General features: G+C 69.8%; 22 protein-coding genes. 9 read left to right on the top strand and 13 right to left on the bottom strand.

The genetic code is table 11. From position 1 onward, the window contains the following. The 4 genes from VFF46_RS23320 to VFF46_RS23305 all read left to right on the top strand — a co-directional run. The coding region (locus VFF46_RS23320; protein WP_414673083.1) for a hypothetical protein at nucleotides 1-214 on the top strand (214 nt) is incomplete at its 5' end. Then, nucleotides 211-870, top strand: coding sequence for an alpha/beta fold hydrolase (locus VFF46_RS23315; RefSeq protein WP_325039320.1), 660 nt, complete (start codon nucleotides 211-213; stop codon nucleotides 868-870). The genes VFF46_RS23320 and VFF46_RS23315, both read left to right, overlap by 4 nt. A 17-nt stretch (nucleotides 871-887) precedes the next feature. Then, nucleotides 888-1,307 carry a PPOX class F420-dependent oxidoreductase gene (locus VFF46_RS23310; RefSeq protein WP_325039319.1) on the top strand — a complete coding sequence of 140 codons (420 nt, stop codon included), beginning with the start codon at nucleotides 888-890 and terminating at the stop codon, nucleotides 1,305-1,307. A gap of 40 nt (nucleotides 1,308-1,347) precedes the next feature. After that, a complete protein-coding gene (locus VFF46_RS23305) occupies nucleotides 1,348-2,334 on the top strand; it encodes a GNAT family N-acetyltransferase (RefSeq protein ID WP_325039318.1) in 987 nt (328 codons plus the stop codon). Here the strand turns inward: VFF46_RS23305 and VFF46_RS23300 are convergent. The 7 genes from VFF46_RS23300 to VFF46_RS23270 all read right to left on the bottom strand — a co-directional run bounded on the left by VFF46_RS23300 (nucleotide 2,331) and on the right by VFF46_RS23270 (nucleotide 8,111). Continuing rightward, nucleotides 2,331-2,999 (bottom strand): GNAT family N-acetyltransferase, encoded by a 669-nt coding sequence (locus VFF46_RS23300; protein WP_325039317.1) that lies wholly within the window; start codon nucleotides 2,997-2,999, stop codon nucleotides 2,331-2,333. The two genes, VFF46_RS23305 and VFF46_RS23300, sit on opposite strands and share 4 nt — an antisense overlap. Then, on the bottom strand, nucleotides 2,999-3,928 hold the full coding sequence (gene era / locus VFF46_RS23295; RefSeq protein WP_325039316.1) for a GTPase Era: 930 nt from the start codon (nucleotides 3,926-3,928) through the stop codon (nucleotides 2,999-3,001). The genes VFF46_RS23300 and era overlap by 1 nt, the downstream gene beginning before the upstream one ends. After that, nucleotides 3,912-4,256 (bottom strand): cytidine deaminase, encoded by a 345-nt coding sequence (locus VFF46_RS23290; RefSeq protein ID WP_325039315.1) that lies wholly within the window; start codon nucleotides 4,254-4,256, stop codon nucleotides 3,912-3,914. Before VFF46_RS23290 ends, era begins: the two co-directional genes overlap by 17 nt. 10 nt (nucleotides 4,257-4,266) lie before the next feature. Then, on the bottom strand, nucleotides 4,267-5,571 hold the full coding sequence (locus VFF46_RS23285) for a hemolysin family protein (protein WP_325039314.1): 1,305 nt from the start codon (nucleotides 5,569-5,571) through the stop codon (nucleotides 4,267-4,269). A gap of 7 nt (nucleotides 5,572-5,578) precedes the next feature. Next, a complete protein-coding gene (ybeY, locus tag VFF46_RS23280) occupies nucleotides 5,579-6,055 on the bottom strand; it encodes an rRNA maturation RNase YbeY (RefSeq protein WP_325039313.1) in 477 nt (158 codons plus the stop codon). Continuing rightward, nucleotides 6,052-6,978 (bottom strand): PhoH family protein, encoded by a 927-nt coding sequence (locus VFF46_RS23275; protein WP_325039321.1) that lies wholly within the window; start codon nucleotides 6,976-6,978, stop codon nucleotides 6,052-6,054. The genes ybeY and VFF46_RS23275 overlap by 4 nt, the downstream gene beginning before the upstream one ends. A 149-nt stretch (nucleotides 6,979-7,127) precedes the next feature. Further along, nucleotides 7,128-8,111 (bottom strand): hypothetical protein, encoded by a 984-nt coding sequence (locus VFF46_RS23270; protein WP_325039312.1) that lies wholly within the window; start codon nucleotides 8,109-8,111, stop codon nucleotides 7,128-7,130. A 103-nt stretch (nucleotides 8,112-8,214) separates the two neighbouring features. Between VFF46_RS23270 and VFF46_RS23265 the strand changes: the two genes are divergently transcribed. Both VFF46_RS23265 and VFF46_RS23260 read left to right on the top strand, forming a co-directional pair. Beyond that, nucleotides 8,215-8,724 carry a SigE family RNA polymerase sigma factor gene (locus tag VFF46_RS23265; RefSeq protein WP_325039311.1) on the top strand — a complete coding sequence of 170 codons (510 nt, stop codon included), beginning with the start codon at nucleotides 8,215-8,217 and terminating at the stop codon, nucleotides 8,722-8,724. After that, entirely contained in the window at nucleotides 8,721-9,788 is a 1,068-nt protein-coding gene (locus VFF46_RS23260) for a Gmad2 immunoglobulin-like domain-containing protein (RefSeq protein ID WP_325039310.1), read from the top strand. The genes VFF46_RS23265 and VFF46_RS23260 overlap by 4 nt, the downstream gene beginning before the upstream one ends. A gap of 4 nt (nucleotides 9,789-9,792) precedes the next feature. On the opposite strand, the gene VFF46_RS23255 is transcribed toward VFF46_RS23260, so the two are convergent. From VFF46_RS23255 to VFF46_RS23230, 6 genes are all read right to left on the bottom strand, one after another. After that, nucleotides 9,793-10,125, bottom strand: a complete 333-nt coding sequence (locus VFF46_RS23255; protein ID WP_325039309.1) for a helix-turn-helix domain-containing protein — start codon at nucleotides 10,123-10,125, stop codon at nucleotides 9,793-9,795. 38 nt (nucleotides 10,126-10,163) lie between these two features. Then, the gene (locus VFF46_RS23250) at nucleotides 10,164-10,880 is read right to left on the bottom strand and encodes a 16S rRNA (uracil(1498)-N(3))-methyltransferase (RefSeq protein WP_325039308.1); all 717 of its coding nucleotides are present in this window, start codon (nucleotides 10,878-10,880) and stop codon (nucleotides 10,164-10,166) included. 8 nt (nucleotides 10,881-10,888) lie between these two features. After that, nucleotides 10,889-12,034, bottom strand: coding sequence for a molecular chaperone DnaJ (dnaJ, locus tag VFF46_RS23245; protein ID WP_325039307.1), 1,146 nt, complete (start codon nucleotides 12,032-12,034; stop codon nucleotides 10,889-10,891). A gap of 31 nt (nucleotides 12,035-12,065) precedes the next feature. Then, nucleotides 12,066-13,088, bottom strand: coding sequence for a heat-inducible transcriptional repressor HrcA (gene hrcA, locus VFF46_RS23240; protein ID WP_325039306.1), 1,023 nt, complete (start codon nucleotides 13,086-13,088; stop codon nucleotides 12,066-12,068). Nucleotides 13,089-13,150: 62 nt separating this feature from the next. Further along, nucleotides 13,151-14,254: a Gfo/Idh/MocA family oxidoreductase gene (locus VFF46_RS23235; protein WP_325039305.1), complete on the bottom strand. Its 1,104-nt coding sequence runs from the start codon at nucleotides 14,252-14,254 to the stop codon at nucleotides 13,151-13,153. Beyond that, complete coding sequence (locus VFF46_RS23230) at nucleotides 14,251-14,892, bottom strand: ThuA domain-containing protein (protein ID WP_325039304.1); 642 nt, start codon at nucleotides 14,890-14,892, stop codon at nucleotides 14,251-14,253. The genes VFF46_RS23235 and VFF46_RS23230 overlap by 4 nt, the downstream gene beginning before the upstream one ends. Before the next feature lie 93 nt (nucleotides 14,893-14,985). Here VFF46_RS23230 and VFF46_RS23225 point away from each other — a divergent pair, with 93 nt between their 5' ends. The 3 genes from VFF46_RS23225 to VFF46_RS23215 form a co-directional block, all read left to right on the top strand. Further along, complete coding sequence (locus VFF46_RS23225) at nucleotides 14,986-15,366, top strand: EF-Tu/IF-2/RF-3 family GTPase (protein WP_325039303.1); 381 nt, start codon at nucleotides 14,986-14,988, stop codon at nucleotides 15,364-15,366. Between the two features lie 23 nt (nucleotides 15,367-15,389). After that, nucleotides 15,390-16,157 carry an MBL fold metallo-hydrolase gene (locus VFF46_RS23220; protein ID WP_325039302.1) on the top strand — a complete coding sequence of 256 codons (768 nt, stop codon included), beginning with the start codon at nucleotides 15,390-15,392 and terminating at the stop codon, nucleotides 16,155-16,157. Nucleotides 16,158-16,237: 80 nt separating this feature from the next. Beyond that, nucleotides 16,238-17,121, top strand: an 884-nt coding sequence (locus tag VFF46_RS23215) for a cytosine permease (protein ID WP_325039301.1), incomplete at its 3' end; no start/stop codon positions are given.

The following is a 17,121-nucleotide window of genomic DNA, read 5'->3' as shown; positions in this document are numbered from 1 at the left end:
GGCGTTGCCGATCGCCGTGCTGATGCCGGCCAGCTACGGACTGGTGCTGGTCGCGCTGTCGTTCGCGTCGGTCAGCACCGTCGCGGTCGGCCGGACGCTGAACGTCGTACTAGGTGCCCTGATCGGCGCGTTCGTACTGCGTGAGCGACCACGGATTGCCGGGCTGGCCGTGGTGGTGGCCGGCGTACTTCTGGTGAGTAGGACTGAGACATGAAGGATCTGGTGTGTCTGCATGCCGGCACCAGCGGCCCGGAGACGTGGGACCGTTTCGTGCCCGAGTTCGAGGCGCTCGGGTACCGCGTGCACTGCCCTGCGCTGCTCGGCCACGGCACCGCGCCCCGACGTCGCCCGTACCGCCTCGACGACTTCCGCGATCAGGTACTGCGCGACCTCGACGGCCTCGGCCGGATCACGCTGATCGGGAACTCGCTCGGCGCGTTCGTGGCCAGCGCCGTCGCCGTCGCCCAGCCCGACCGCGTCGATCGCCTCGTACTCGAAGAGATCCCGATCCCGCCACGCACCACCGCCGACGGCGCCCCGACCACTCGCGAACTCCCGCGCCTCGCCCTCCTCGTCACCGGCTGGCTGGCCCGCCGCCGCTGCGACCCCACGCTGCTCCGCGACGTCATCACCGACCTCCGCCGACCGAACCCGACCTGGTGGTCCGGCCTGCCCGCCGTCACCGCCCCCACCCTGATCCTGGCCGGCGGCCCGAAGAGCCACCTCGACCAGACCCGCTTCCGCCTCCTCGCCACCACGATGCCCCAGGCAACAATCACCACGATCGAAGCCGGCCACCGCATCCACACCCACACCCCGGACCGGTGGCTCGCCGAGGTGAAACCGTTCCTTGCCTTCAAGAACGGTTGAGCTCCTAAGGTTGCGGTATGACGGAAACTCTTCTGGACCGGGTCGGTACGCACGGGCTCGGCGTGCTGGTGACGATCAAGCGGGATGGGCGGCCGCAACTGTCGAACGTCACCTATGTGTTCGACGGCAGCCGGGTGCGGGTCTCGTTGACGGACGGGCGGGCGAAGACGAAGAACTTGCGGCGGGATCCGCGGGCCAGCCTGTACGTGAACGGGTCCGGCGGCCGGTCGTACCTCGTGCTGGAGGGCAAGGCGCAGCTCAGCGAGGTGGCGGCGGATCCGCACGACGCGGTGGTCGAGGACCTGGTCGACTACTACCGGATCGCCTCGGGCGAACACCCGGACTGGGACGAGTACCGCGCGGTGATGGTGCGGGACAAGCGGCTGATGTTCTCGATGACGGTGGACCACGCGTACGGGATGCCGAGCCCGGGATAAACCAGATGCGGGACCACGCGTTCCGGTGGACGCTGGGGGCGTGAAGATCATCAAGCTGTCCCCCGACGACGAGGTCGGATGCGCGGAGGCTGTCGCGGTCGACTCGGCCGGGTGGAAGCTGGACTGCCCGGAGTTCGTGCAGCACACCCCGCGGACCTTCGCGAACATGCTGCGGTACGGCTGGGACCTGGAGCCCCCGCAGGCGTACCTGGCCAGCGAGGGCGACACGGCCGTCGGCGTGCTGACGGTCGACCTCCCGCAGTACGAGAACACCGACCACGCCTGGCTCGACGTCAAGGTGCACCCCGACCACCGCGGCCGCGGGATCGGGTCCGCGCTGATCGAGTACGGCGAGCAGGTGACCCGGGACCTCGGCCGGACGATCACGGGCTTCGGCGGGCTCGACCTGCCGAAGGCGGAGGCGTTCGCCCGGCGGCACGGATACATACAGAAGTCGGTCGAGGTGAACCGCCGCCAGGACCTGGCCGGTCTCGACTGGGGCCTCGTGCAGCGGATGTACGACGAGTCGCTGACCGCCGCGTCGGCGTACGAGCTGCTGAGGCTCACCGGCCCGCTGCCCGAGGACCTGCTCGAGGGCATGGTCGCGGTGACCGAGTCGATCAACGACGCGCCGAGGGACGACCTCGACCTGGAGGACGACGTCTACAGCCCGGAGCGGCTGCGGGCGTACGAGGAGGCGCAGGCGAAGAGCGACCGCACCGTGTACCGGGTGGTCGCCCGGCGGAAGGACACCGGCGACCTGGCCGGCCACACGGTCGTCGCCGTCGAGCGGGAACGCCCGTACCTCGGCGAGCAGCACGACACCGCGGTCTCCCGGGACCACCGCGGCCACCGCCTGGGCGCCCTGCTCAAGTCCGCGATGCTGCTCTGGCTACGCGAGCAGGAGCCCGCGCTGACCCAGATCGACACCTGGAACGCCGAGTCCAACGACCACATGATCGGCATCAACAAGGCGCTCAACTACCACATCGTCGCGCGCATCCTCGACTACCAGAAGACCCTCTAGATCGCCTCGACGATCGTTACCTTCATCTCGTTGGAGAGGGTGAAGCCGAGGGAGTTGTAGAGGCGGATCGCGGTGGTGTTGGTGCCGCCGGTGTGCAGGAACGGGTGCCGGCCGGTCGCCGTGATGTCCGCGGCGACCGCCCGGATCAGCCGGGTCGCGAGGCCTTCGCCGCGGGCCGACGGGTGCGTGCAGACCGCGCTGATCTCGACGTACCCCGGCAGGCTGAAACGCATCCCGGCCATCGCGATCAGCTCACCGGCGCGGCGGATCCCGCGGTACGTGCCGAGCTCGATCGTGCGGCTGCGGAACGGGCCCGGATCGGTCAGCGCGACCAGCGCCAGCATGTCCGGTACGTCGTCCGCGCCGAGCACGACCGTCTCCGGATCCGCGGCGGCCAGGCCGTCCGGCGCGGTGAACTGGACCAGGTCGAACACCTTGTCGATCTTGATCCCGTCCGGCACCTCGAACTCCGGCCGCATCAGCGCGGCCGGTCCCCCGGCCCGGAGCAGCTCGGCCGCGTCGGCCCAGTCGGCGTCGGTCAGCTCGTCCGGCATCCCGAGGAACGGCGCGACCGCGGCCGGGTAGCGGCGGGCGTTGCCCGACACGTCGGCGAAGGACGCGTGCGGCCCGGTCAGGGCGGCGTACACAGGGTTCCGCAGGATCATCAGAAGCCCAGCTTCCGCAGGTTCTTCGCGTCGGTCTGCCAGTTCTTCGCGATCTTGACGTGCAGATCGAGGTACACCGGCGTCCCGAGCAGGGCCTCGATCTGCTTCCGGGCGGCCGCGCCGACCTCGCGCAGGCGGGCGCCCTTGTGACCGATCACGATGCCCTTCTGGCTCTCCCGCTCGAGGAAGATGTTCGCGTACACGTCCAGCAGCGGCTTGTCCTCGGGACGGTCCTCGCGCAGGTTCATCTCGTCGATGGTGACCGCGATCGAGTGCGGCAGCTCGTCCCGGACGCCCTCCAGCGCGGCCTCCCGGATCAGCTCCGCGACCAGCGTCTCCTCGGGCTCGTCGGTGATGTCGCCGTCCGGGTAGAGCGGGAAGCCCTCCGGCAGCAGCTTCACCAGCTCGTCCGCGACCACGTCCACCTGGAACCCGGACGTCGCGGAGACCGGGATCACCGCGGCCCACTCGATCCCGACCGACTCCCCCAGCGCCGCGATCTCGGCGAGGTGCTCGACCATCCGGTCCGGCGCGACCAGGTCGGCCTTGGTGGCGAGCGCGACCTTCGGGGTCTTCGCGACCTTGGCCGCCTCGCCGACCAGGAACCGGTCGCCGGGGCCGATCCTGTCGCTGGCCGGCAGGCAGACCGCGATCACGTCGACCTCGGCCCAGGTGGTCTTGACCAGGTCGTTCAGCCGCTCGCCGAGCAGCGTGCGCGGCTTGTGCAGCCCGGGCGTGTCCACCAGCACGAGCTGGGCGTCGGGCCGGTGCACGATGCCGCGCACCGCGTGCCGGGTGGTCTGCGGCTTCGACGAGGTGATCACGATCTTCCGGCCGACCAGCGCGTTGGTGAGCGTGGACTTGCCGGCGTTGGGCCGCCCGACGAAACAGGCGAAACCGGACTTGAAGTTCTCAGGTGTGGACGACATCGCGGACCTCTCCGGTGCCCAGGGCAACTACTACGGGAATGTTGGCGCCGGCGAAGTGCCGTACGACATTGACGTCCACGGCCTCGTCCACGGCTCCGTCCTCGGTGACCACCGCGGCCGCCTCCAGACCCTTCACCCCGGACGCGAGCGCCATCGCGACCGCGAGCTGCAGCGCGGTCAGCTCGACGGTGTCGAGAGCCACGGTGCAGGCGGCATACGTGCGGCCGTCGGAGTCCCGTACGGCGGCGCCTTCGAGCGCACGGGTACGGGCGCGGGCGGCGCGGGCCAGCGTGACGAGTTTCGCGTCCTCGGCGGACAGGTCAGACAAGTGGTGCTCCTCAGGCGTGCTGGTGGTTCTGGTCGTGCGGCGCGGGGTTCGGCTCCTCGCGCCGTACCAGAACCGTACCTACCTGGTTCCGGCGGCCGGACGGCCGCTCCGCGGTCAGCGACAGGCCCTCGATGGTGACCTCGGCGCCGGGGATCGGCACCTTGCCGAGCAGTTTGGCCATCAGGCCGCCGACGGTGTCCACGTCGTCGTCGTCCAGCGGTACACCGAACAGCTCGCCGAGCTCGTCGATCGGCAGCCGGCTGGAGACCCGGTACGCGCCGTCGGACAGCTGCTGCACCGAGTCCGGGTCCTCGTCGTACTCGTCGGTGATCTCGCCGACGATCTCCTCCAGGATGTCCTCGATCGCCACCAGCCCCGCGGTGCCGCCGTACTCGTCGACGACGATCGCCAGGTGCATCCGGGCGGCCTGCATCTCGCGGAGCAGCTCGTCGGCGGGCTTGGAGTCCGGGACGTACATGCACCGCCGCATCACCGACTCGACCCGCTCGGTCGATTCGGCGTTGGCATTGTCGTAGACCCGGCGCATCACGTCCTTGAGGTAGACGACACCGACGATGTCGTCCAGGGACTCGCCGATCACCGGGATCCGGGAGAAGCCGGAGCGCAGCGCCAGCGAGGTGAGCTGGCGGAGCTTCTTGTGCTTCTCGATGTAGACCATGTCGGTGCGCGGCACCATCACCTCGCGGACGATGGTGTCGCCGAGCTCGAACACCGAGTGGATCATCTGCCGCTCGCCGGACTCGATCACCGCGGACTTCTCCGCGTAGTCGACCAGCGCCCGCAGCTCCGCCTCGGTCGCGAACGGGCCCTCGGCGAACCCCTTGCCGGGGGTGAGCGCGTTGCCGATCATGATCAGCAGCTTCGGCAGCGGTCCGAGGATCCGGGTCAGCGCCATCACCGGGCCGGCCGACAGGATCGCGAACCGGTCCGAGTGCTGGCGGCCGAGGGTGCGCGGCGCGACGCCGATGATCACGTACGAGATCAGCACCATCACCACCGCGGTGATCAGGATGTGCTCCCAGGTGACCGAGAGCACCCCGGACAGCGCCTGGGTGACCAGCACGATCGCGGTGATCTCGCAGCTGAGCCGGAGCAGGAGCAGCGAGTTCAGGTACCGCGGGGCGTCCGACAGCAGGTCACGCAGCCGGACCGCGCGCAGGTTGCCCAGCTCGACCTGCTCGTTCGCCCGCACCTTCGAGTACGACGACAGGGCCGCCTCCGCGCCGGCGAACAACCCGGCGAGCAGCACGAGCACCGCGGCCACAACCAGCAGAACCAGGTCGTGGTAAGTCATGGGAGTATCACGCCTCTAGACGATTTCCAGGTGCTCGCCATGCTTCCAGCAGGCGGCCCTGGACGTCCCACATCTCCGCCTTCTCGGCGGGTTCCGCGTGGTCGTAGCCGAGCAGGTGCAGGATGCCGTGCACGGTGAGCAGCTCGAGCTCGGCCCAGGTGCCGTGGCCGGCCTTCGCGCCCTGGGCGGCGGCCACCGTCGGGCACAGGGCGATGTCGCCCAGGTGCCCGAGCGGCAGGTCGTCGTCCGGGTCGCCGTCGGACCCCGGGCGCAGCTCGTCCATCGGCCACGACATCACGTCGGTCGGGCCCGGCAGGTCCAGGAACTCGACGTGGTACCGCGCCATGGTGTCCTCGTCGACCAGCTTGATCGACAGCTCACACTCCGGGTGCAGCCGCAGGGACGACATCACGAACCGGCTGAGCCGCATCAGTCCGTGCGCGTCGATCTCCACGCCGGACTCGTTGTTGACCTCGACGTTCATCGGTGGGAATCAGCACTGCCTTCGTAGTTTTCGTACGCCGACACGATCCGGCCGACCAGCTTGTGCCGGACCACGTCGTGCGATGTCAACCGGCAGAATCCCAGATCCTGCACGCCTTCGAGAATTTCCTGCACGACCTTGAGGCCCGAGTTGGTGCCGTTCGGCAGGTCGACCTGGGTGACGTCGCCGGTCACCACCATCTTCGAGCCGAACCCGAGCCGGGTGAGGAACATCTTCATCTGCTCGGGCGAGGTGTTCTGCGCCTCGTCCAGGATGATGTAGGCGTCGTTCAGCGTCCGGCCGCGCATGTAGGCCAGCGGCGCGATCTCGATCGTGCCGGCGGTCATCAGCCGCGGGATGGACTCCGGGTCGAGCATGTCGTGCAGGGCGTCGTACAGCGGCCGCAGGTACGGGTCGATCTTCTCCGACAGGGTGCCGGGCAGGAACCCGAGCCGCTCGCCGGCCTCGACGGCCGGCCGGGTCAGGATGATCCGGTTGACCTCCTTGGCCTGCAGCGCCTGGACCGCCTTGGCGACCGCCAGGTAGGTCTTGCCGGTACCGGCCGGGCCGATGCCGAACACGATCGTGTTCTTGTCGATCGCGTCGACGTACCGCTTCTGGTTCAGCGTCTTCGGCCGGATGGTCCGGCCGCGGCTGGACAGGATGTTCTGGGTCAGGACGTCGCGCGGGCTCTCCGCGGTCGCCTGCTTGATCATCGCGATGCTGCGCTCGACGGAGTCGGCGGTCAGCCCGTGCCCGGTGCGGATCACCGCGATCAGCTCGTCGACCAGGCGTTCGGTGAGCGCCAGCTCGGCGGGCTCACCGACCAGCGTGATCTCGTTGCCGCGGACCATGATGTCGGCGGCGAACTCCTTCTCGACGATGCGGAGGAACTCGTCCCGGGCTCCGAGCAGGGCCACCATGTCGATGCTGTTCGGCACGACGATCTTGTGGGATGCCTGCGTGGCGGTGGTCGCGCCTGCGACTGCTCCGTTCTGGCGCGTCTCCGGTTCGATACTGCGTGGCCTGGACAGGCTCTTCCTCCTGAGGACTGGTGATGGGAGCTTCCATGCTAGCCGTCCCGACCGACACCCTCACGTGCAATTCCCCGCGACACCCTCCCGGGCGGCCGCTCGGGAGTTCCGGACGTGGCGCTCGGCACGGGCCCGGCGTGCCCGGCGGCCTGACCGGCGGCCGGGTTCGGGGACAGCACGCCGGCGAGCCGCGCGAGCTCGTCGGCCTCCGGGCCGGGCCGCATGACGCCGTGCTCGAGCGCCAGCCGCCGGTTCCGCTCGGCGGTCCATGCGCGGCTCGGTTGCAGGTTGACCGCCACACCGGACGGCGACGAGCGCAGCATCGGCCCGAGGTCGGAGCGCCGCGCCCGGTCGGCCGCGTCCGGCGCCAGTTCGCGGTTCTGCTCGTAACTGCGCAGCATCCGGTACGTCGCCTCGATCGCGGCCCGGGTTGACCCGGAGTCCACCGGCGGCCGGTCGAACTCGTCCGAATGCGTGTTCTTCCCGTCGCCGGCACCAACCGCGTGCGACGGCGTGAACACGTGCAGCGACTGTACGGGCGCATTCACGTCCCCGTCGTACACCGAGTCCTCCCGCCAGGCGTGCGCGCCGGAGTAGCTGTCCTGCAAGGCGTGTGCGGCCGCGCCCAGGTGCGCGAACTCGTCGGCGCCCGACCCGTGCGCGGCACCGAGCTGCTCATGGATGTACTCGGTATTGCTGTGCAGGTTGTCCGGGCCTTCGCGGTACGGGTCCGCCATGAAGTGCTCGCGCTGGGCGTCCGGGTTCGCGTACGCCGAGTGCATCGTCGGGCCGGGCCCGGCGTACGGGAACGGCAGCCCGGTGCCGTTGAAGTTCTTGATCACGCCCGCGCCGAGCGGGCGGTCCTGGTGCGCCTGCGCCTTGTCGAGCGCGGCGGCGTACCGCTCCTGGGTCACGCCGCGGACCGTGCCGTCCGGCGCGGCCAGGTGCCGGTAGAGGCGGTCGACGGCGGCGTACGTGATCTCGTGATGACCCGACCACTCGCTGTCGCCGCGCTGCTGCATCTCCTCAGGTTCTCATCAGATCGGGGCATCCTGTTGTCAACCTGGGACACGGCCTTGGCGTCGTCTTTTCGTGGCACAACCGGCCGTGGTGTACGAAGAGTGCGTGACACATGAGTCCTCGTGGGATGCCGACGAGGCGCTGACGGCCGTCTACACCGCGCACTACGCCTCGCTCGTCCGCCTCGGCAGCTTACTGCTGCGCGACACCGGCACGGCCGAGGAGATCGTGCAGGACGCGTTCGTCGCCATGCACGGCCGCTGGAACCGGCTGCGCGATCCGCACAAGGCACTCGCCTACCTGCGGACCGCGGTGGTGAACCGCTGCCGGTCCCGCCAGCGGCACCTGGTCGTGGTGGACAAGCACACCCCCAGGGCGCTGCCCGACGAACCGAGCGCCGAGCAGGCGGTACTGCGGACCGAGGAGACCGACCGGGTCATCGAGGCGATGCGCACCCTGCCGGAGAAGCAACGCACCGTGATGGTGCTGCGGTACTACGGTGACCTGTCGGAGGCGGAGATCGCCGACACGATGGGCATCAGCCGGGGCTCGGTGAAGAGCCACGCCGCGCGCGCGACCAAGTCGCTGCGCCAGCTCCTGGAGCAGAACGCATGAACGACAAGTCCCACGACCCGTTCGACGAGCTGATCCGCCGCGCCCTCCACGAGGAGGCGGACCGGATCGAGCCGGCCGACGCACTGCTGGAGATCCGCACCCGCGCGCACGCCCAGCGCCCGTCCACCCATCGTCCCTGGTTCCTGACCGCCGGGGTCGCCGCGATCGGCACCGCCGCGGCGATCGGCGCCTTCACCGTCTTCACCCACACCGACACCACCGCCAACGACGGCGAGTCGGTGGCCGGACAGCCCACCACCTCCGCCGCCCTCCCGGAGTCCCCGGCCCCGTCGATCCTGACCGCCTCCCCCTTGCCCGCCAAGACGCGTGGCGTACCGGAGGCGTCCGTGCACGACACACTGGTCCCGGTCTACTGGCTCGGCACGCAGGTGGGCGCGCAGAAGAAGACGTCCACCCGGCTGTACCGCACCTGGTCGAAGGTGAGCGGTCACCCGGCGGAGCAGGCGGTCCGGATCATGACCACGAAGAACCCGGCCGACCCGGACTACTACTCGGTCTGGCGCGGGGCCGCGGTGAACACGGTGACCCGCGACGACGACGAGGTCACCGTCGACTTCAAGCAGCTGCCGAAGACGACGCTCGACGAGGACGTCGCCCGGGTCGCGGCGCAGCAGCTGGTCTACACCGTCCAGGGCGCGCTGAAGGACGACCAGACCCCGGTCCGGGTCACGCAGAACGGCCGTCCGGTGCAGCAGCTGTTCGGCCGGATCGACGCCACCCAGCCCTTGGACCGGGCACAGGCGGCTGACGTTCAGGCGCTGGTCTGGATCGACTCGCCGGTCCAGGACGCGGCGCTGGCGCCCAAGGTGACGGTGCAGGGTATCGCGGCGGCGTACGAGGCCACGGTCAACTACCAGGCGACGAACCTGAAGACCCGCGAGGTCAAGAAGAGCTACATCAGCACCAAGCAGGGCCAGACGTTCTCGGCGTACGCGTTCCAGCTGACACTCAGCCCTGGGCCGTGGCAGATCAGCGTGTACCTCGTGTCCCCGTCGGACGGCAGCGTCACGGACACCGACACCAAGGCGATCCTGGTGAAGTAAGCCCTCAGTCGGCTTCGCGGTCGATGGTGGCCGTGAGGAGGCCGGGGAAGGCTGCTTCGAACTCGGCGCGGCGGAGGCGGTTCAGGCGGCGGGCGCCCTCGTCGCGTTGCTCGATCAGGCCGGCGGAGCGCAGTACGGCGAAGTGGTGGCTTGCGGTCGCCTTCTTGACCGGGAGGTCGAACGTGCCACAGGCGCGGGTCCAGTCGTCGTGGGCGGCCAGGTCGCGCAGGATCGAGCGGCGGACCGGGTCGGCGAGGGCGTCCAGGGCGGCCTGCAGCGAGACCTCGGCGGGGTCGGCGTGCGTGAGCGTCCGGGCTCTGGCGGTTTCGACGGCCATGGGTTCAGTCCTCGCGTGTTCGGCTGCTGTCTAACAGCCTACTGCCAGCGCGAAGAGGCCAGCAGCACGGCGGCAGCGGCGACGCCGGCCGTCGAGGTGCGCAGTACGGTGTCGCCGAGGCGGATCGGGGTGCTGCCGAACGCGGCCAGCTCGGCCGGGGCGATACCGCCCTCGGGGCCGATCACCAGCACGATGTCGCCGGTCGCCGGCGCCTCGAGCGAGGCCAGCGGCACGGTCGCTTCCTCGTGCAGTACGACGGGCAGCGCCGCAGCGGCCAGGCGCTCCGCGACGTCAGCCGTGGACGCGAGCGGCGCGACCTCGGCGAACCAGCTCCGCCGCGACTGCTTGCTCGCCTCGAACGCCCACGCCCGCCATTTCGCCAGCATCTTCTCGACCCGCTCCGGGTTGGCCCGGAACTGGCTGCGCTCCGCGTTCCACGGCACGATGACGTCGACCCCCACCTCGGTCAACATCTCCACCGCCAACTCGGCCCGCTCCCCCTTGGGCACCGCCTGCACCACAACCACCCGCGGCTCGGGGGACGCCGCGGTCCCCCGCTCGTCCACGGCCACCGTCACCCCGGCCTTGGACGCCGCCACCACAGCCCCCTCGACCCAGGCCCCGCGCCCGTCCGTCAGCCGGATCCGTTCCCCCACCCCGATCCGCCGCACGACGGCCGCATGCCGCCCCTCGGCACCGTCGAGCACCAGCTCCTCCCCGGCCAGGTCGGGGAGGAAGAACACCGCGACACCCACTGGGACTGCTAGTGGGCGCCGAAGGCGTCGCGGAGGCGGCCGAAGACGCTCTTGTGGGTGGCCTGGACCTGGCCTTGCGGGCGTTCCTCGTCGCGGGCGACGGCGAGCTGGCGGAGCAGCTCGGCCTGGGCGTCGTCGAGTCTGGTGGGGGTCTCGACGATCACCTGGACGATCAGGTCGCCGCGGCCGGCGTGCCGCAACCTCGGTACGCCGCGCGCGGTCAGTGTCTGCGTCGTACCGGACTGCGTACCGGGCCGGACCTCCAGCGGGGTCGTCTCGCCCTCGAGGGTCGGCAGGTCGATCGTCGTACCGAGCGCGGCCGCCGTCATCGGCAACGTGACCGTGCAGTGCAGGTCGTCGCCGTTGCGGGTGAAGATGTCGTGCGGCTCGACCTCGATCTCGACGTACAGGTCGCCGGCCGGTCCACCACCCGGGCCGACCTCGCCCTGGCCGGACAGCTGCACGCGGGTCCCGCTGTCCACCCCGCCCGGGATCTTCACGGTGACGGTACGGCGGGAGCGCACCCGGCCGTCGCCGGAGCACTCGACGCACGGGTTCGGGATCGTGGTGCCGTAGCCGCGGCAGTTCGGGCAGGGGCGCATCGTCCGCACCTCGCCGAGGAACGACCGCTGCGTGTGCGTCACCTCACCGCGCCCGTGGCAGATCTCGCAGGTCACCGGCTCCGACCCGGCGGCCGCACCGGACCCGCTACAGGTCGGGCACAGTACGGCGGTGTCGACCTTGAGCTCCCGCGTCGTACCGAACGCGGCCTCGGCGAGGTCGATCCGCAGCGGGATCAGCGCGTCCTGACCGCGCCGGGTGCGCGGCCGCGGCCCGCGGGTCGCGCCGCCGGTCTGGCCGAAGAACGCGTCCATGATGTCGGTGAACGTGAACGCCTGCCCGAAGCCCGCGGCCCCGCCCGGCCCGCCGGCCGCGGACGCGAACGGGTCGCCGCCGAGGTCGTGCATCTGCCGCTTCTGCGGGTCGCTGAGCACCTGGAACGCGCGCCCGATCTCCTGGAACTTCTGGTGCGCGTCCTCGGAGTCGTTCACGTCCGGGTGGTACTGGCGTGCCAGCTTGCGGTACGCCTTCTTGATCTCGTCCGGTGACGCGTCGCGGCTGACACCTAGGACGGCGTAGTAATCGGTGCTCATACTCCAGACCAGGGGGTTGTCTTCGTCTTCATTATGATTCAGCCAGGATCTGGCTGACGTAGCGCGCGACGGCCCGTACGGCGCCCATCGTGCTCGGGTAGTCCATGTGCGTCGGTCCGACGATGCCGAGGGTGGCCAGCACCTCCGACTTCGAGCCGTACCCGGTCGCGACCACCGAGGTGGTGGCCAGCTCCTCGTACGGGTTCTCGTGGCCGATCCGGACGGTCAGCGTCTGCGGGTTGGTCGCCTCGCCGAGCAGCTTCAGCAGGATGACGTGCTCCTCGAGCGCCTCCAGCACCGGCTTCACGTTCCGCTCGAAGTCGTCGCCGTACCGGGTCAGGTTGGCGGCGCCGCCGACCGCGATCCGCTGCTCGCCGACCTCGTCGGTGAACGCCTCGAACAGCGTCGTGACGATCGACGAGACCAGCGACCGGTCGGACGGCGCGAACAGGTCGGGCACGTTCGTCAGCGACGTGGCCGCGTCGGTCAGCCGCTGGCCGGCGAGTGCCGTGTTCAGCCGCGAACGCAGGTCCGCGATCAGTTGCTCGTCGACGTCGTGCGGGTGCTCGACGATCCGCTGCTCGACCCGGCCGTTGCTGGTGATCAGCACCAGCAGCAGCCGGCGCGGGGTCATCGTGACGACCTCGATGTGCCGCACGCTGGACCGGTTCAGCGACGGGTACTGCACGATGGCGACCTGGCGGGTGATCTGGGCGAGCAGCCGGACGGTACGCCGGACCACGTCGTCCAGGTCGACCGCGCCGGCCAGGAACGACGTGATCGCCTTCTTCTCCGCCGTCGACAGCGTCTTGACCGTGCTCAGCTTGTCGACGAACAGCCGGTAGCCCGCGTCGGTCGGGATCCGGCCGGCGCTGGTGTGCGGCTGGGTGATGTACCCCTCCTCCTCCAGCGCCGCCATGTCGTTACGCACGGTGGCTGGTGACACACCGAGGTTGTGCCGGTCGACCAGTGCCTTCGACCCGATCGGCTCGTGGGTCGCGACGTAGTCCTCGACGATGGCGCGGAGCACATCCAGCTTGCGGTCGTCCAGCACGCGCACCACCCTTTCAGACCCTCGGCACTCACAACTGGCACTCAGTCATTCAGAGTGCCAGTCTAGGCGGTCTCGGGCGTGGCTCCCAACGGAACGGGCGCCGGACGCGTCACGGTACTGGCCACGTCGAGCGGCTGGTCCTGTACGGCGGAGTCGACGAACGACTCCAGTACGTCGAGCACGTGGTACGCAAGCTCCCCGGTCGCGCGGTGCGGTTCGCCGGTCCGCAACGCCCGGGCCATGTCCGCGACACCGACCCCGCGGCCGGCTCCGGCGTACCCACCGGCGACCGGCACCTCGGTCCACTCGCGCTGCTGCGGCGTCACGAGCTCGACGGTCCCGTCGAACCCGTTCGGGTCCGGCACCGACAGGCTGCCGTCCGTACCGTGGACCTCGATCCGCGGCAGCCGGCCGGCCCACACGTCGAACGACATCAGCACGGTGGTCAGCGCGCCCGACTCGTGCTCCAGTACGCCGGTGACGTGGGTCGGCACCTCGACGTCGAACACGGTCCCGGCCCGCGGGCCGGTGTGGATTTCCCGCTGCTGCTTGGCCCGGCCCGCACGGGCGGTGACCCGGACGACCGGCCCGAGCAGCGTGACCAGGCTGGTCACGTAGTACGGCCCCATGTCGAGGACCGGGCCGCCGCCGCGCCGGTAGTAGAACTCGGGCGCCGGGTGCCACAGCTCGTGGCCGGGGGTCACCATGAACGCGGTGGCCGCGTGCGGGGTGCCGATGTCGCCGCGGTCGATCGCCGCCCGGGCCGTCTGGGTGCCCGTGCCGAGGACCGTGTCCGGCGCGCAGCCGATCCGCAGGTCGTTGGCGGCGGCGTACTTCAGCAGCGGCTCCGCCTCGGCGCGGTCCATGGCCAGCGGCTTCTCGCCGTACACGTGCTTGCCGGCCGCCAATGCCGCCTGGTGCACCGAGGCGTGGGCCGCCGGGATCGTAAGATTGACGACAATCTGAATGTCGTCAGCCGTGTACAGCTCCTCCGGCGACACCGCGCGGATGTCCGGGTTCTGGTCCGCGATCGCCTGAGCGCGCGAAAGGTCGAGGTCCGCGACCGCGGCCACCTCGACGCCGGGGAGCTTGGCCAGGTGGTCCAGGTAGGTGCCGGAGATGACGCCCGTACCGACGATGCCGACCTTGGTCACCGGTCCGGTCACTTGCTCGCCCACAGCAGCCCCCGCTCGATGATCGTCCGTACCTCGGGCGTTTCCAGGTCGTCCAGCTTGTGGCCGACCGTGCAGACGAAGACCTTGCCCTCGCCCCAGGTGCGGGTCCAGATCGCCGGCATCACCGCACCCTCGATCCACGGGTAGTCCGGGTGCGACGCGAACGTGGTGGTGGCCAGCACGTTGTTCGTCGGGTCGGCGTGCACGTAGTACTGCTCGGTGTGCACGTCGAAGTGCTCGATACCGTCGACAATCGGATGGTCGGCGATGATGTCGACCCGGTAGTCGGTGAAGCCGTGCGGGTGCGCGATGAACTGCCCGCCGGTGATGAAGCTGTAGTCCACGTTCTTGCGGAACGAGTCCGCGATCCCGCCGTGCCAGCCGGCGAACCCGGTACCGCGCCGGATCGCCGCCTCCAGGCCCTTGAAGTGCTCGGGCTCGATCTCGCTCATCGTCACGCACTGCAGCACCAGGTCGACGCCCTCGAGTTCGAGGTACGCCGCGGTCGTGTCCGAGACCGTCACCTCGAACCCGTTCGCCTCCAGGTGCGGGATGAACAGATCGGTCGCCTCGACCGGGGAGTGCCCTTCCCAGCCACCCCGCACCACCACCGCACGTCGTGTCGTCACACCGGCCACCCTTCGAAAGTTTCGGAGTTCCGATCGGAACACTTGCGACCTTAAGTCGACCGGAGAGGGCTTGCCAAGGACTACTCTCACCCCATGGGCTGGAAGTTCTGGAAGCGGTCGAATCCGATGGACCCGCAGGAGATGCTGGCGCGCGGCCACGCGCAACCGAACAGCTTTCCGGACCGGCCGCAGGACAGCCTGCCGGTGGGTTCGTTCGGCCTGACGGTCGAGGACGTGTTCTCGATCACCGGGCGCGGGACCGTGGTGACCGGGCGGGTGCAGACCGGGACGGTGTCGGTCGGCGAGCAGGTGATGCTCAGCCGAGCCGGGCAGCCGCTGCTGCAGGTCGAGGTGACCGGCGTCGAGATGTTCCGCAAGATCATGCAGACCGCGAAGGCCGGCGACAACGTCGGCCTGCTGCTCCGCGGCGTCAAGCGGGACCAGGTCGCGAGAGGCGATGTGCTCAGCAAGTAACAAGGGCAAGTAGTGTCGGGCGCATGAGTTGGACGGAGCTCGGCGACCGGACGTGGGTCCGCCGGTACGACGAATGGGACCTCAACGTCGGCCTGGTCGCCGGCGCGGACGGCGTGCTGGTGATCGACACCCGCGCGACCACCGAGGAGGCCGAGAAGCTCCGCGGCGACATCCGTGAGCTCACCGACCTCCCGGTGAAATGGGTCGTCAACACCCACGCCCACTTCGACCACGTGGCCGGCAACAGCGTCTTCGCCGACGCCGAGGTCTACCTGCACGAGAACGCCGCCGCCGAGGAGAACCTCGCCGGTACGACGTTCGCCGCCGCCAAGGTGATCGACCTCGGCGACCGGCGCGTCGAGCTGCTGCACGTCGGCAACGGGCACACGTCCGGCGACACCGTGGTCTCGGTGCCGGACGTCGAGGTGTTCTTCGTCGGCGACCTGCTCGAGGAGTCGGCGCCGCCGTCGTACGGCGAGGACTCGTTCCCGCTCGAGTGGCCGGACACGATCCAGGCCGTGGTCGGGATGATGCCGCCGACCGCACGGATCGTCCCGGGTCACGGCGCGGTCGTCGACCTCGAGTTCGCCCACGACCAGGCGATCGAGCTGGGCCGGGTCGCGAACACGATCTCGACGCTGCACCACGCCGGCACGTCGCTGGAGGACGCCCTCAAGCACACCGACGACTGGCCGTGGCCGGTCGACAAACTCCAGGACGCCATCCGCCGCGGCTACACCGCCCTCGGCACCCCCCAACGCCCGTCACTGCCCTTGCTGGGACCTGGATAAGCCCTTTCCGTTGACATCGGGTCGTCGGTCCCGCAACTTGTTCGGAACGGACTTCGCCCGACCGGATGGGGTGGTACGGCATGGCCACGATCCAGCAGACGGTTCATCCCGACGGAAGGGTCGAACTCACCGACCCTGAGGCACTGCAGGACAGCCCGTACGCGAACGCCGAGCTGGCGCCGACCCGATTGCCCGAGCGGACCTGGTCGACGTACAACTACGCCGCGCTGTGGATGGGGATGGCGCACAACATCCCGAGCTACCTGCTCGCGTCCGGGCTGGTCGCGCTCGGGATGAACTGGCTGCAGGCGTTCCTGACCATCACCCTCGGGAACCTGATCGTCCTGGTCCCGCTGCTGCTGAACAGTCACGCGGGCACGAAGTACGGCATCCCGTTCCCGGTCTTCGCGCGGGCGTTCTACGGCGTCCGCGGCGCGAACTTCCCGGCGCTGCTGCGGGCGTTCATCGCCTGCGGCTGGTTCGGGATCCAGACCTGGATCGGCGGCCAGGCGATCTTCGTGATCGTCGGCGAACTGTTCGGCAAGAGCTGGACCGGGGCGGCCGCGATCGGCGGGCACCCGTGGACGATGTGGGTGAGCTTCGGCTTCTTCTGGGTGCTGCAGATGGTGCTGATCTTCCGCGGCATCGAGGGCCTGCGCCGGTTCGAGAACTGGGCGGCGCCGCTGGTGACGATCGCGTTCGTGGCGCTGATGGTGGCAATCCTGGTGAAGGCCGGCGGCTTCGGCCCGATCCTGTCGCAGCCGTCGAAGCTCGGCTGGGGACCGGACTTCTGGAAGATCTTCGCGCCGTCGCTGATGGGCATGATCGCGTTCTGGGCGACGCTGTCGCTGAACATGCCGGACTTCACCCGGTTCGGGAAGGGCCAGCGGGCGCAGGTGTGGGGGCAGGTGATCGGGCTGCCGACCACGATGTCGTTCATCGCGCTGGTCTCGATCATCACCAC

The sequence above is a fragment of the Kribbella sp. genome (genome assembly GCF_035655035.1).
In the GTDB taxonomy this organism is placed as follows: Bacteria; Actinomycetota; Actinomycetes; order Propionibacteriales; family Kribbellaceae; genus Kribbella.
Note: the sequence above shows the minus strand (reverse complement) of the source record. Positions and strands in the feature narration are given on the sequence as shown.